This window comes from Microbulbifer sp. ABE4_465 (assembly GCF_056160765.1).
The window spans coordinates 145079-159336 of sequence record NZ_JBSWXV010000002.1; the positions used below are offsets into that span (position 1 = coordinate 145079).

General features: G+C 57.6%; 9 protein-coding genes and 1 tRNA gene. 4 read left to right on the forward strand and 6 right to left on the reverse strand.

Going from position 1 to position 14258, the window contains the following annotated elements; genetic code table 11:
- Window positions 1-13 precede the first annotated feature (13 nt).
- Window positions 14-967 carry a lipid A deacylase LpxR family protein gene (locus ACXAG1_RS04285; protein WP_475119028.1) on the forward strand — a complete coding sequence of 318 codons (954 nt, stop codon included), beginning with the start codon at window positions 14-16 and terminating at the stop codon, window positions 965-967.
- A 38-nt stretch (window positions 968-1005) separates the two neighbouring features.
- On the opposite strand, the gene ACXAG1_RS04290 is transcribed toward ACXAG1_RS04285, so the two are convergent.
- Complete coding sequence (locus tag ACXAG1_RS04290; protein WP_475119029.1) at window positions 1006-4215, reverse strand: DEAD/DEAH box helicase; 3210 nt, start codon at window positions 4213-4215, stop codon at window positions 1006-1008.
- Between the two features lie 142 nt (window positions 4216-4357).
- Between ACXAG1_RS04290 and ACXAG1_RS04295 the strand changes: the two genes are divergently transcribed.
- The 3 genes from ACXAG1_RS04295 to ACXAG1_RS04305 all read left to right on the forward strand — a co-directional run bounded on the left by ACXAG1_RS04295 (window position 4358) and on the right by ACXAG1_RS04305 (window position 8642).
- Window positions 4358-5149: a DUF3298 and DUF4163 domain-containing protein gene (locus ACXAG1_RS04295; protein ID WP_475119030.1), complete on the forward strand. Its 792-nt coding sequence runs from the start codon at window positions 4358-4360 to the stop codon at window positions 5147-5149.
- Window positions 5150-5200: 51 nt separating this feature from the next.
- The gene (locus ACXAG1_RS04300) at window positions 5201-6430 is read left to right on the forward strand and encodes an MFS transporter (RefSeq protein WP_475091625.1); all 1230 of its coding nucleotides are present in this window, start codon (window positions 5201-5203) and stop codon (window positions 6428-6430) included.
- A gap of 187 nt (window positions 6431-6617) precedes the next feature.
- The gene (locus ACXAG1_RS04305) at window positions 6618-8642 is read left to right on the forward strand and encodes a metallophosphoesterase family protein (RefSeq protein ID WP_475119031.1); all 2025 of its coding nucleotides are present in this window, start codon (window positions 6618-6620) and stop codon (window positions 8640-8642) included.
- A 48-nt stretch (window positions 8643-8690) separates the two neighbouring features.
- Here the strand turns inward: ACXAG1_RS04305 and ACXAG1_RS04310 are convergent, their stop codons facing one another.
- The 5 genes from ACXAG1_RS04310 to rpoD all read right to left on the reverse strand — a co-directional run bounded on the left by ACXAG1_RS04310 (window position 8691) and on the right by rpoD (window position 14174).
- The gene (locus ACXAG1_RS04310) at window positions 8691-9041 is read right to left on the reverse strand and encodes a DUF2200 domain-containing protein (RefSeq protein WP_475119032.1); all 351 of its coding nucleotides are present in this window, start codon (window positions 9039-9041) and stop codon (window positions 8691-8693) included.
- A gap of 409 nt (window positions 9042-9450) precedes the next feature.
- A tRNA-Ile gene (locus ACXAG1_RS04315) sits at window positions 9451-9527 on the reverse strand.
- Window positions 9528-9627: 100 nt separating this feature from the next.
- Window positions 9628-11544, reverse strand: coding sequence for an autotransporter family protein (locus tag ACXAG1_RS04320; RefSeq protein ID WP_475119033.1), 1917 nt, complete (start codon window positions 11542-11544; stop codon window positions 9628-9630).
- Window positions 11545-11760: 216 nt separating this feature from the next.
- Window positions 11761-12150, reverse strand: coding sequence for a diacylglycerol kinase (locus tag ACXAG1_RS04325; RefSeq protein ID WP_475091629.1), 390 nt, complete (start codon window positions 12148-12150; stop codon window positions 11761-11763).
- Between the two features lie 146 nt (window positions 12151-12296).
- Window positions 12297-14174: an RNA polymerase sigma factor RpoD gene (gene rpoD, locus ACXAG1_RS04330; protein ID WP_475091630.1), complete on the reverse strand. Its 1878-nt coding sequence runs from the start codon at window positions 14172-14174 to the stop codon at window positions 12297-12299.
- Window positions 14175-14258: the final 84 nt, after the last annotated feature.

A 14258-nucleotide genomic window follows, 5' to 3' on the forward strand; every position in this document is an offset into this window, starting at 1 on the left:
TTGTGCCCAATGGATGGGTGCGTTAATTCTTGCTTCCGCTGGCGCCACGGCCACTGCAGGTAGTGTTTCCCTGCAGCTGGAAAATGACTCATTTGGTCGCACAAACGACGCCGATTACACCCAGGGGTTGAGGCTTTCTTATACCGCCGACAATCCCGCCGGGTGGATTCAATCCCTGTTGCCGGACCACTATCAAAACCGCGAATTGAGTTCGCAGTTTTTTATCGGCCAGGCGATCTTTACCCCCTTCGAAATTTTCGAAACAGAGCTACTGGAATACGACCGTCCCTATGCCGGGTGGCTGTATCTGGGTGGCGCTCTGCAATCCGTAGACCTGAATCCGGGGGCTCCGTTTAGCGTGGCGGAGCGTTTCGAAATTTCTGCCGGTATTGTCGGCCCATCGTCCGGTGCCGAGCAGGCACAGCGTTCCACCCACGAGCTATTACGCACCTACGATATCAGCGGCTGGGACAACCAGCTGCGCGACGAGCCGACCCTGCAATTGAGTTATGCGCGCAAGTGGGCGCATGTTCGGCCCTTCGGTGACGGCGGTTTGCAACTTGAATTGTCGGGCACTCTCGGGGGCAACCTCGGCAATGTGAATACCTCGCTGGTGTCCGGTGCCGGGGTGCGCATCGGACGGGATCTGTTATCCAGTCTCGGTGTGAGTGCGTTGGCTCCGGTGACCTCTGGCCCGGAAAGTGGCATGCGTGCCCCTGGTGGCTGGTATTTGTATTCTGATGTGCATTTCCGGCTGGTGCAGCGGGATATTTTCCTCGATGGAAACACCTTCAAGGACAGCCACAGTGTGGAGAAAGAATCCTATTTGGGTGAGTGGCAGCTAGGATTGATGGTGCCTACCGGCCGATATCGCTGGAGTGCGTACTATGCGCGGCGCTCGCGCGAGTTTGTAGAGCAATATGCGGGTGTGGACTTTTTTGGTATTGGTTTGAGCGCTTCATTTTAATGATTCGCGTCCTCTCTCCAGACGGCCATTGATGCAGATCAATGGTCTGCGGATAACAACGCGAGCAGCTCTTCCTTGTCAGTTGGTAACCCGCTATTGCCTGTTGCATCAAACAACGCATCTGCAAGCGCCTGTTTCTGCTTTTGCATCTGGTGAATGCGCTCCTCCACGGTATTTTCCGCCACCAGTTTGTACACAAACACCGGTTTCTCCTGGCCGATGCGGTGGGCGCGGTCGGTGGCCTGGTTTTCGACGGCGGGGTTCCACCAGGGGTCAACGTGGATCACCACATCGCCGGCGGTGAGGTTGAGGCCGGCACCGCCGGCCTTGAGGCTGATCAGAAAAACCCGCACTTCGCCATTCTGAAAACTGTCGATGGCCTGCTGGCGCTTGCGGGTCTGGCCGGTGAGTTTGGTGTAATCGATTTTCTGCGCGCAGAGTTGTTCCTCGATCAGCTTCAGCACCTGGGTGAACTGGGAAAAGATGAGGATACTGCGGCCTTCTTCCAGCAATTGCGGCAAGTTCTCTTCGAGCCAGTTGAGTTTGGCGCTTTCCATGATCCCTGCGGCTTTCTCCAGTTTGACCAGGCGCGGGTCGATACAGGTCTGGCGGAGTTTCAGCAGTGCGTCGAGAAACTCGATATGGCTTTTGCCCATACCCTGGCGTTCCACCAGGTCGCGGATGCGTCTCTCCATACTGATGCGCACACTTTCATACAATGCGCGCTGTTTACTTCCCAGCTCCACATACTGAATGGCTTCTGTTTTCGGCGGCAGTTCGGCAACAACTTCCGATTTTGTACGCCGCAACATAAACGGGCGTACTTTGCGCGCGAGATCCTTTTGCCGATCGTGATTACCGTGAGATTCAATCGGGGTACGGTAAGTCTGCTGGAAGGTCTTGCGCCCGCCCAGCAATCCCGGCAGAACGAAATCCATCAATGACCACAGCTCTCCCAAATGATTTTCCAGTGGTGTGCCAGACAGGCACAGTCGGGTGTCGCTATTGATCTGACGTACACATTCGGCAATCTTGGTGGTGGGATTTTTGATGGCCTGCGCTTCATCCAGTACCAACAGGCTGAATTTCCGGTTGCGATAGCGCGCCTGGTCCCTCGCCAGCAAGGGATATGTGGTGATGACTAGGTCGCAGTTTTTGATCTGATCGAATGCGCGGTCTCGATCCGGGCCGTGAATCAGGGTAGTTTTCAGCTGCGGGGTGAATTGTGCCGCTTCGTGTATCCAGTTGCCGGTGAGGCTGGTGGGCATCACTACCAGGGCGGGCTTAGTCAGTGCCCCGGTTTCTTTCATATGCTGAACAAGCGCCAGCGTCTGCAGGGTTTTCCCCAGGCCCATATCGTCCGCCAGAATACCGCCAAAGCCGTATCGCTGCAGAAACCCCAGCCAGTTGAGGCCGTCCTGCTGATAGGGTCGCAGGGTGGCGTTGAGGTGTTTGGGTACCGGCACAGCCTGCAGGCCAGAGAAATCCTGTAAGTCTTCTATCAGCTTTTGGGTGATGGGAGCGTGGCGCTGATTGAGATCTTCGATCTCTGAAAACTGCGCCGCCTGGAATGCCGGCAGGCGCACGGGCTTGCCGAGCTTTTTCTCTTTCAGCAGATCCAGTAGCAGGCCGCGAATGCTCTGCAGAGGCGTCGTGTCGACACTGATCCAGTCACCATCGGCAATAATGCTGAGTTGCTCCGGCGCATCCTGTTCAAGCCACTGTTCAATAAGATCGACAATCGGCCACTGTTGGCCATTGGGTAGTGTCAGATCCAGGCCGAGCTCAAACCAGTTACTGTTGGTATCGGTCAGTTCTACCGAAATTTCCGCGCGGGAAATATCAAAGCGGTAGCTGGGATCTGTTTCGATCGCCCAGCCCTGTGCTCGCCATTCAGGAATCTGATCGCGCAGCAGTGCACTCCAGTGCTCAAATATCTTTTCTGGCTTGGTGGCATCCAGTACCCAGATTTCTTCCTGGCCACCGAGTTGCTCGGGGATTAAATACAGGCCTTGATCATAGATCTGATCGCAACATTGATTTTCACGCTCGCTGTCGCGGACGATTTGAAAATAATCGCCACCCTGCTCCCGGGTAATCTCCTGCCCTGTATAGTCAATACTGTAGGGGGCGGCGAGAGCAAAGCCACCGTAGTCGAAGTGCAGTTTAAGCGCAGGGAGTTTGTAGTGATCAAAGTCACAGCCCACCAGTGTAATGTGCGGAATAAAACTGTCGATACGAGTGAGCTTTGGCTCGACGGGAAGTGGAAGCTGTGGCTGTGGGATTCGCTGGCGGAGCTCAACAGACATCAGGCCAACGTCATCGGCGGAGACGGCCGGCATGTTTAGTAAGTGAATCAGCTGGCCGGTGGGCAATGGTGAGGCAATATCCCCAAGTGCCGAATTTTCCGTGTCGAGATAGCAGGGGGGACTGACCGGCAACAGTTGCCAGTTATCTGCGTCACCCGCACCGTCGAGTTGCGCCTGCAGCTGTCGGCTGCCATCGTCATTTTCGCGCCAGTGCCAGCTGAGTTCCCGCGCGGGGGCGCGGCGGATCAGTTCATCTTCAAAATAAAATCGGTTGCTGTCGAGCAGGTAGCTCAGCGCGCGTCGTCCCTCCTCACCCACTAACCCCAAGCGGCCACTGGCGTTGATGCGCGGGAGAAGCTGCAGGATGGTGACATCTTCGTCCAGCAGGTGGCTGGGACGATTCCAGCCGAGGCGGGTACTCTCCTGATTAAAGTAGCGCAGTTGGCTCCAGCTGCCATCTTTTTTCAGATAGCCCTTTTTTGTGGAAAGCTGCAGTTTTCCCTGGGTGTTCCGTTCAAGCACATAGAGCAAGTAATGCTGCCCGTGCTGCAGAGGCAGAACTTCGGTGCGCGGAGCCGCTGGCAACTGTTCAAGCCACTGTTGCCACGCCGGGAAAAGCTGCTGCCCGGGAGATTTCGGCGGTAGCGGTGCGGATTCCTGAGCCGCGTCCTCTTCCAGAAGTGCCAGTGCTGTGGCGACCGCGTGTTTGCAATTCAGGCCGACCGGACAGGAGCAGAGGCCCACAAGTCGGCCGCGATCGACATCCAGCTCCACCCGGTAAACGTAGCGGGCCGACCCTTTGACCCGCCCGTGAAATGTTTCGGTTTCTGGGTCGTAATAGGCCTCAAGTACCCGCCCCCGTGCGAAGTAGTCTTCGCCGCGGGCAAAGCTGCCTCCGTCGGCCATCTGCTGGATGTTCTTGTGGGTAAAAGTGATCAAGCCAAAGCTCCGGAGGTTCTGTGTTTTGCCGGGTCGCGCCAATCGAACCGCTTACTTTAACACGATAAAGTCGCTTGCGAGAGAGATCGTGGCTACATATGCTCTGTGCACTTTTCCTATATCAAACCAGTACGGAGAATGTATGTTGTTTGAATTCCCGCCACATAGATTGCGCGTCAGCGGCTCAGTGGTATTGGCTCTCATCCTTGCGTTCGGCCTGAGTGCCTGTGAGCGCGGGCAAGAGCAGTCTGCGGTACCCGCCAAGCTGGAATCCCAGGTGAGATCGCTGGAGATGCTCGAGCCCGACTGCACATCACCGGATAAATGTGCATCTGTGGCAATTCAGTGGGAAGCGTTTTCCGGTCAGGCGTCAATGAACGATGCGATCTATCGGCAGATGCTCACCCAGTTGCAGGGCACCGGTGAATCGCCCGATGCCCCCCTTGAGTCCCTGGAAATGGTGGCGCAGAAGTTTCTCGACGATGCCGCCGCCGTGACCATAGCATCGGCCGCCCAGTGGCAGCTGACCGGGAACGCAAAGCAGCTGGCGCGCCGCGGCGATGTAGTGACCATTGAAATTGACAGCTATCTGTATAGCGGCGGTGCACACGGTATGCCGGTCAGCCGCTGGCTGAACTGGGACCTTGCGAATGACTCGCAATTGACGCTGAACGATGTACTCGTGTCTGGCCAGGAGAGCGCCTTCTGGAAACTGGCAGAAGTTGCACACGGGCAATGGCTGGAAACCCAACAGGTGAACGAAGACTTTCTGCAGAACTGGCCGTTTAGCCGTACCGAAGACTTTCGGCTGACGGAAGATGGCCTGGTTTTGCTCTATGGGGTGTATGCCCTGGGGCCCTATTCCATGGGTGAGATTGAATTGACCATCCCTGCGGCGAAACTGAAAGGGGTTGTGCGCGAGCGCTTCCAGTAACCTGAAGCGATTTTCCACGCCGCCTACCGCACGTATATTGAGTACCCAAAAATGCAAGCTGCCAGTTCCACCCCGTACGAGTCGTCACCGCTCTTAAGTGCGCGCGTTCAACGCAGCAATACCTGGCGGCTAGCCATCGCCCAGGCCCTGGCTGGGGCCAACTCGATTGTGCCCTACGCGGTAGGCGGCATTGTTGGTCATACGCTGGCACCGCTGCCAATTCTCGCCACTCTTCCGCTGACCCTATTTGTGGTGGGGATGACGCTGTGTACCCTGCCGGCCGGTGTCATTGCCGGTCGCTATGGGCGGCGTGCGGCATTTTTGATTGGTTCCGGCGCCGGCGTCCTGGCGGGCCTGGTTGCGGTGATTGCGGTCATGATCGGTGAGGTGACCGGATTCTGGCTGTACTGCCTTTCCACCCTGTTGGGCGGCGCCTATGCGGCGGTTGTTCTTTCTTTTCGGTTTGCCGCGGCCGACGGTGTGGCGCCTGCGCGCAAGGCACAGGCGCTTTCACTGGTAATGGCCGGCGGTGTGGCGGCTGGAGTGGTGGGGCCGCAGCTGGTCAACTGGACCATGCATCTATTGCCAGAGCCCATGTTCGTCGCAACGTTTTACGCACAAGCGGGCGTCGCGGCCCTTTGCGCGGTCATTCTTCTCGGGGTGCAACTGCCGCGACCCAGCGGCCAGGTGCGCAGTGGTGGGCGCCCGCTGCGAATCATTCTGAAACAGCCGAAATTTATCGCGGCCGTTGCCTGTGGTGCTATCTCCTACACCTTGATGAATTTTCTGATGACCGCAGCCCCCCTGGCCATGCATATGCATGGGCACTCCACCGAGTCGTCAAATCTCGGCCTGCAGTGGCATGTTATTGCGATGTTCGCGCCGAGTTTTTTTACTGGAAAACTGATCGCGCGCTTCGGTGCGGAGCAGGTGATGATGGTTGGTCTGTTACTGATCGGAATTTCTGCGGCGGTCGGGCTTTTCGGGATGGATGTGTCCCATTTCTGGTGGACATTGATCTTGCTCGGGCTCGGCTGGAACTTCGGTTTTCTCGGTGCTTCGGCACTGGTGCTTCAGTGTCACGATGAAGAGGAGAAAACACGTGTCCAGTCGGCGAACGATTTTATGGTTTTCGGGCTAATGGCCGTGGGGTCCTTTGCCTCGGGAGGAATTCTGAGTGCCTTTGGCTGGAATACCGTGTTGTGGACTTCATTTCCTGTACTCGCCTTCACGCTGATTACGCTTGCCATTCTGCGTCTGCGCGAGCGTCCGGCAGGCTAATTCCGTGGCTTTCCCTAGCATAATTTTCACGGTTGAATTGTAGGAATTTGTCCAATTCGTAATGTAAAAAGTTCATCTAACAGAAGCTAAACCTTCACCTTCTCTCGCTTCAATACGGCGCGATCTTCTCGAAAGCCTGTGGTTTTTGAAAATCCAATAAATTGAAGCGAATGTAAGTGGGGGTCACTTGTTTAAATCAAATTTCATCCTGCCAGCTCTTCTGCTGGTGGTATTTACGAACCTGATGTCCGGCTGTGATTCCGGCAGCGGAAGTTCCAATACGCCAACTACCCCGGAAGAGGTCAATGAGCAACCGGAGACTGAACCCGAGACCGATGAGGAGGAGGCGGCCGAGGAAAGCACACCTCCCGCACCGGTATTTCGTATAGGTCTGTTGCCGGACACCCAGGGCGGAACCGATAGTGAAGGCCAGGCACACGTATCACTGCACCCGATGGGAGAATTGCTGAAGCACCAGCAAGCGAACGATGTGGATATGGTGCTCGCGCTCGGTGACCTCACCGATCACGGTTCTGAAGTCGAGTTCGCGGAGTGGCGCTCCATCGCCGATGCCTATGCAGAAAAAGGCATTGAGTTCCTGCCGGTGATGGGCAATCACGAAACCAGTTATGCCTATACCGTCGAGTGGATCGAGAATATGCGAGACTTCATCCCCGCGGACGCGGTGCATATGCCGGGCTACGAGTGGGTCAACTATTACGTGGTGCGTGAGAATGTTCTGGTGATCGGCCTCGCCTATTACAACCTGCCGATTGCGTTTGAATGGATCAAACAGGTGGTCTATGAACAACAGGAAAACGTGGACCACATTGTGGTCGCAAGCCACGATGGACTGATCGGCGCCAAGTATGGTCAGACCCGCGAGCAGATCGTTGAAGGTACCAAGGACGATAACTGGGTTTACCAGGTGCAGCCGCAGATTCGCGAGTTCTTTGCCGACCACGATGTGATTTATGTGCAGGGCCACGAGCACCAGTACCAGCGCTCCATCATCTCCGCCAAGACCGCACTCAACACCCTGCCTTCCAGTTCTACCCCCGCCGGTGGCAATTACCGTATGGACGTGTACACCCAAATTATCGCGGGCAATGCATCCTATAAAGGTTATGAGTTCCGCTACGGCGAGCGCGATCTGGTGCAGATGATCGTGTCCCAGAAAAACGCCACCTACTCCAGTGGTTCCGAGGCCTACGACGTAAACTCGTCCATCCTCACTTTCCAGGGCCCGCGTGTGGATTACGTATCCTACTTTGCCCCACACACGGCCAAAGGTAATGATGCGTCCTATGCCTTCGATGCAGACTGGAAACTGGGAGACCATTTCTCCCGCACCACCAATCGCTGCGAAACAGTGATCTATCCGGATGCGATTCCCGAAGGCACTCGCTCCGCGCTGGTGTTGCAGCCGGAGTACCGCACTAACGAATGTCTGGCACCACAGGGTGGCTATGCGAAATTGATGGGCGGCCGCAACCAGACCTTCAATCGCACCGACACCCGCACCCGGGATATGGGCTTTACCCCGGGACTGTCCCGCGCGGAATCTCTCAACGACCTGATGCGCCTTGCCTATCAGTGGTTGTACCAGTATCACGAAAACTGGACGCCGAACCTGAACAGCCCGCTGCGTGCCGCGCCGGACTACGAAAATGACGAGCTGATCATTCCGGAAACCACCATCGATCTGAAGGAGCATGTCACCCTGAGCTGGCTTGCCGCCACGGATGAAACCGCATCGGACATCCTGATCGTCAGCGGCACGCAGAATCAGACCGGTGTTTATCAGGACGACTACGGCGTGTTGAAAGATATTCAGGCAGACAGCGGACTGCCCATGAGCCGCCCGGATGGCGGCGAGAAACCTCCGGTGGTACTGCCGGAAACCGCCAGCCAGTCCTGGGATCTCGGCACTGCCGTATCCGACCGCTATGTGCTGGACTTTACCGGTCCGGAGAGCGCGGATGAAAGTCTGATCCTGTCCATGCGCGCTGGCACCGAATGGTTGCCCCTGGCCGAGCCCATGTGTGTGGTGGAGGCTTCGTGGCAGGACAGCTTCCTCGACAGCGCACCGGAGCGTGTCGCGGGTTGTGAAGAGCAGCCCCTGGTGGGCATCGACCCGGCGGCGCCAAACCAGTGGTGGGCCGTACTGCAGCAGGATGCCGAACTGGCGCTGGTTGCGCGCCCGCTGTAAACCGCTTGCCGCAGCAGTAAGCGGGTAACCTGAAAATCCTGTGCCGGCCTAGCGGCGCAGGATTTTTTCCATCGCCTTGCCCTTGGCAAGCTCATCCACCAGCTTGTCCAGGTAGCGGATTTTTCGCATCAGTGGATCCTCCACCTCCTCTACCCGAACGCCACATACCACGCCCTTGATCAGCGCAATATTCGGATGCATTGCAGGTGCCTCGGCGAAGAAGGTTTTGAAGTCCTTTTCCTGATCGACCTGTTGCTGCAAGCCAGCGGCGTCGTAACCGGTCAGCCAGCAGATAATCTCATCCACCTCGGCTTTTGTGTGCCCTTTCCGTTCGGCTTTCTGGATATACATGGGGTAGACCTTGGCGAAGGGCATGGAAAAGATTTTATGCTCGGTCATTGGGCTGGCCCCGCTGTGTCTTTGAATACTTTCGAGAGATAGTAATCTCAATTTGCGTGAGCGAGATAGATGGTAAGGGCGCAGGAGAGAAGGGGGAAAGTAAGAAAAAATGGTGGGCCTTCCGGGACTTGAACCCAGGGCCTGCCCGGATTTCGGGTAGAGAGATGAGTCGGCATCCGACGGATTCGAAGTGAAAAGCTTGGGGTAAATATGGTGGGCCTTCCGGGACTTGAACCCAGGGCCTGCCCGGTTTTCGGGTAGAGAGATGAGTCGGCATCCGACGGATTCGAAGTGAAAAGCTTGGGGTAAATATGGTCCTTCCGGGACTTGAACCCAGGACCTGCCCGTTTTCGGGTAGAGAGGTGAGTCGGCATCCGACGGGTTCGAAGTGAAAAGCTCGGGGTAAATATGGTGGGCCTTCCGGGACTTGAACCCAGGACCTGCCGATTATGAGTCGGATGCTCTAACCAACTGAGCTAAAGGCCCCCACAGGTGCTCGCAGGGACCTGCGAGCGGGATGGCAAAGTACTCGATTTTTTCCGTGAAATCAACGCTCTGGCGCGGCTCCTGCGTTGCGCCAGATTCTTCACCAGGCCCAGTTGAAGCCCAGGTTGGCGTTGCTGCCGGACCAGTTCAGGTCGTCCAGGGAGCGCTGGTAGCCCACATTCAGGAAGGCGCTGCCGTACTCGCTCTCCATTAACACCACGCCCCCGCCAATTTCTCCCCAGGTGGCCTGCCGGTCCAGGTTGGTCTGTATCTCCAGATCAAAAAGCAGTTGGTCATTGCCACCGAGGGTGTGCCAGACGTTGCCGAACAGGTAGAAGCGCAGGTTGCCATCCAGCCACTGGCTGTCCACGTTGTAACCGCGAATACCGGCGCGGAAGTTGGCCTCCGGGGTCATATCCGGCTCTACCAGGGAGATACCGTCGTCGAAGGCGCTCAGGTTGCTGTAATTGACCACAACCTGTAATTGCGGCTCAAGATTGAAGGCGTCGGTGGCCTGCCAGGTGAAGCCTTTTTCCGCGGACAGGGTGAGCTGTGGACCGGTAATGGTATCGCCAACGCCGCGGGACGATTCGCTGTCGAGCTTGAGGTAGGCCACTTTGGCGGTGAAATCGAAGTAGCCCATGTCCGGGCGGTAGTCGTTGAAGTAGTAGCCGAGATGGTGGCTGGTGAGCTGGTTGTGGCCGGCGCTGTAATCGTTGAATCCGCGGGCGAAGCCGGTTACGTCACCACTGGCGCGGGTGGAGCCCGCAAACACACCCATTTCCCGGGCGCCGCCGGTGCAGGTAGGGGCGGACCAGAGGTTGGTGCCGAGCTGGAAGCCGCTGATGTCGCCGTCAAAGCGGTTGTCGATATCGCCGCGCCAGTGGTAGTCGGCGCGCATATGATGCACGCGAATCCAGTCGTCGTTGATCCCGTCAAACCAGCTGCGCTGCTCACCGCGTCGTTTGTGGTAGCTGCCGATTTCCTGCAGGGAAGTGAGGCGCGCCAGGGATTTTGCCTGAGCATAAAGCGGGATTTCCGGGCGGTAGATACGCACCGGTGCATCGCCCGGCTGTGCCGCTAGCGTGTTGATGGCACTGACCTGGGAAGCTGGCGCCGGGCTCGCACTGCCCATGGAAATACGGTCGGCACTGGTGAAGGCCAATACGTCGTAGGACTCTTCGATGCCTTGAGGGGCAGCGTTGTTATCGCCGGGGAGTATGGTGGAGCGCAGGTACCAGTTGTCAGCGTCTTCCGGGGAGCTGGCGCCGCGGAACAGGAAGTATTCATAGGGGCCGGCGGACACCGAGCCGTTCATGAAAAATGCGTTGTGGCTGGTGGTGGCACCGCTCAGGGCTTCTACCACAAGGATGCCGTCCTGGGTTTCGGCGCCGTGGCCGGCGAGACGATTGAATATCAGCCGGGTGTGTCCACTGGCGTGGCCGCCGTGCAGTACCAGTCGATCGGCGAGGCTGTCATCTCCTTCCGCCACCATATCCATATGGATGGTGCCGCTACCCCGGTAGTCCCCATGGATTGTCAGACGATTGGCGGTGTTGCCGCGCATGTCGATAAACCCGTGGTTGGTCAGGGTTACCGACTGTGAATCGTACGGTGCGAGAGTGCCACTGAAGTAGGGGAGCAGCAGGGTGCTGCTGCTGTCAACCTGCAGGTGGCCCGGATGGCCGCCGCTGTCACCGAGCACCAGTGGGGTGTCCAGTGTCAGTTGCGCACTACTTTGCAGCTGTATCGACTCCCAGTGCTGCAGGCGCGAGGGGTTTTGCAGGGTGACGTTGTGAAGCGTCAGGGTGTCGAACCCTTGTCCGCCGTCGATCAGCGCGCCGGCGATGCGGCTGGCGTTGTGGCTGCTGGTAAGGGTGTAGGAATCGTCACCGCTCCCCAGCACTACCTGCCCGTGGAGCAAAGGTGACAAGAGCGCACTGAAGAGGGCCAGCGGGGTAATCAATGGGGTTTTGGCGCGGGCGAAGACGCCGCGGGCCAGTCGAAGAGTCGACATGCTTCCGTCCCTGAATATTATTGCTAAGCGCAGATCCGTTGCGCTCTATTGGGGATGTCCCGGGTGGTACTCGGGTACCAGAAGTCTAGGCCGGAGGGGGAGTGTCTGCCGCGGGCCGCGGCAATTGGTCGCGAATATTGACGGGCAATCCTGCCTCGTCACCCGCCTGTAACCCGCGTGGTGGTTACAGGCATTTGTTCATTCTCAGCGATGGATTCAGGTGAGCCAGCGGGGAAGCAGAATACAGGCCCAGGTACTTATCCACAGCAGCAGGGAAATGGATACCGCGGCGGAGCCGGTATCTTTGGCGATTTTGGACAGGGGATGTTTTTCCGGGCCGACGCGGTCCACCACCGCTTCCACGGCACTGTTCAACAGCTCGACAATCATCACCAGCATGGTGACACCAATCAGCAATGCGCGCTCGACACCAGTTTCGCCGAGCCAGATGGCGGCGGGAATCAGGAAAATAGCGAGGGAGACTTCCTGGCGGAAGGCGGCCTCGTTGCGCCAGGTGGCGATCAGACCCTGGCGGGAATATTCGGTGGCATCGATCAGGCGGGAAATACCGGTTTTGCCGGGCTTATTCACAAACTGCTCTTCCATTGCTCTCTGAAAATCTCCCAATGTTTACATGAGTTTTGCGTGAGGCGCGCGTTGATTCAAGTGGCTTCATCGGTTTGTAATAATTCCGACATCCACAAAAAAGCCCGGCGAGCCGGGCTTTTTCATTATAGACCGAGTAACAAGGCTTACTCGTCGAGGAAGCTACGCAGGTGTTCGGAGCGCGAGGGGTGACGCAGCTTGCGTAACGCCTTGGCTTCGATCTGACGGATACGCTCACGGGTAACGTCGAACTGTTTGCCCACTTCCTCGAGGGTGTGGTCGGTGTTCATGTCGATACCGAAACGCATGCGCAGTACCTTGGCTTCCCGTGCGGTCAGTCCGGACAGCACGGAGCGAGTGGCATCGTGCAGACCGGTGGAAGTCGCGGTGTCGATCGGCGAAGACTGGTTCTGGTCTTCGATAAAGTCGCCCAGGTGGGAGTCTTCATCGTCACCGATCGGCGTTTCCATGGAGATCGGCTCTTTGGCGATCTTCAGGACCTTGCGCACCTTGTCTTCCGGCATTTCCATGCGCTCGCCCAGCTCTTCCGGGGTCGGCTCGCGGCCCATCTCCTGCAGCATCTGGCGGCTGATCCGATTGAGCTTGTTGATGGTCTCAATCATATGCACCGGAATACGGATGGTACGCGCCTGGTCTGCGATGGAGCGGGTGATCGCCTGGCGAATCCACCAGGTGGCGTAGGTGGAGAACTTGTAACCGCGACGGTATTCGAACTTGTCCACCGCCTTCATCAGGCCGATGTTGCCTTCCTGAATCAGGTCCAGGAACTGCAGGCCGCGGTTGGTGTACTTCTTGGCGATGGAAATAACCAGACGCAGGTTGGCCTCGACCATTTCTTTCTTGGCGCGACGGGAGCGGGCCTCACCGATGGACATGCGGCGGTTGATCTCTTTGATCTGGCCGACGTCCAACTGGGCTTTGTCCTGAGCCTGCTGCAGTTTGCGCTGGGCGCGCTGGATCTCGTCGACGACCTGGCGCAGGGCGTCGGAGTAATCGCGCTTTTTCTTGATGATCGCGGGGATCCAGTCAAGATTGGTTTCGTTGCCGGGGAACTCCTTGATGAAGGTCTTGCGCGGCATACGGGCACGCTTGATGCACAGGTTCATCACCAGGCGTTCTTGCGCGCGCACGTCGTCGAGGATGCTGCGAACGGCGTTGTACAGCGGATCGAACTGGCGCGGAGCCAGTTTGAAGAAGCGGAATACGTCGCCCACGGCTTCCATGGCCTCGCCGGCCTCTTTGGAGTCGCGGCCGTGCTTCTTCACCGCGGCATCGGCTTTCTTCTGCGCGGCGATCAGTGCATTCATGCGCTCGGCCAGTTCTTCCGGATCGATACCGCCGACGTTTTCCTCTTCCTCAGAGGAATCGTCGTCATCGTCATCGTCGCCGTCGGACTCTTCGTCACTGTCCTTTTTTTCTTCGGCTTTCTTGGCTTCGGCAGCCTGGCCGGCCTGGGCACCCGGGGGCACTTCGTCGGCAGGGTCGAGCCAGCCGGCGATCACGTCGGGGATACGGCGCTCTTCTTTTTCGATCAGTGCGTACTCGTCGATGATCTGCTGCACCGCGCCCGGCCAGTAGGCGAGGGCGGCCATCAGTTCACGCAGGCCTTCTTCGATACGCTTGGCGATAGCGATCTCGCCCTCGCGGGTAAGCAGTTCCACGGTACCCATTTCGCGCATGTACATGCGCACGGGGTCGGTGGTGCGGCCCACATCGGATTCTACGGCGGCAAGCGCGGCGGCGGCTTCGGCGGCGGCGATTTCGTCGGCGGAGCTGTCGCCTTCGGCCATCAACAGTTCTTCGGCATCCGGTGCTTGTTCAAACACCTTGATGCCCATGTCGTTGATCATGCCGATGATGTCTTCCACCTGATCGGGATCGGAGATGTCCTCCGGCAGGTGGTCATTCACTTCCGCATAGGTGAGATAGCCCTGCTCTTTGCCGCGGGCAATCAGTTCGCGAATGCGGGAGGTGGTCTTTTGCTGCTGGGTTTTGTCGGTCATGCACAACCCTGAATTCTGGGGATTGATAATCGGGACTTTTGTCTGGGCTTTTCGTCGGACAAAGACGCGGGATTATAGCGTATT

Bases quoted from the DNA above. Each gene is read 5' to 3' on its own strand.
- ACXAG1_RS04285 (WP_475119028.1), top strand. From the start codon at position 14: ATGGGTGCGTTAATTCTTGCTTCCGCTGGCGCCACGGCCACTGCAGGT.
- ACXAG1_RS04295 (WP_475119030.1), top strand. From the start codon at position 4,358: ATGTTGTTTGAATTCCCGCCACATAGATTGCGCGTCAGCGGCTCAGTG.
- ACXAG1_RS04300 (WP_475091625.1), top strand. From the start codon at position 5,201: ATGCAAGCTGCCAGTTCCACCCCGTACGAGTCGTCACCGCTCTTAAGT.
- ACXAG1_RS04310 (WP_475119032.1), bottom strand. From the start codon at position 9,041: ATGACCGAGCATAAAATCTTTTCCATGCCCTTCGCCAAGGTCTACCCC.
- ACXAG1_RS04320 (WP_475119033.1), bottom strand. From the start codon at position 11,544: ATGTCGACTCTTCGACTGGCCCGCGGCGTCTTCGCCCGCGCCAAAACC.
- ACXAG1_RS04325 (WP_475091629.1), bottom strand. From the start codon at position 12,150: ATGGAAGAGCAGTTTGTGAATAAGCCCGGCAAAACCGGTATTTCCCGC.
- rpoD (WP_475091630.1), bottom strand. From the start codon at position 14,174: ATGACCGACAAAACCCAGCAGCAAAAGACCACCTCCCGCATTCGCGAA.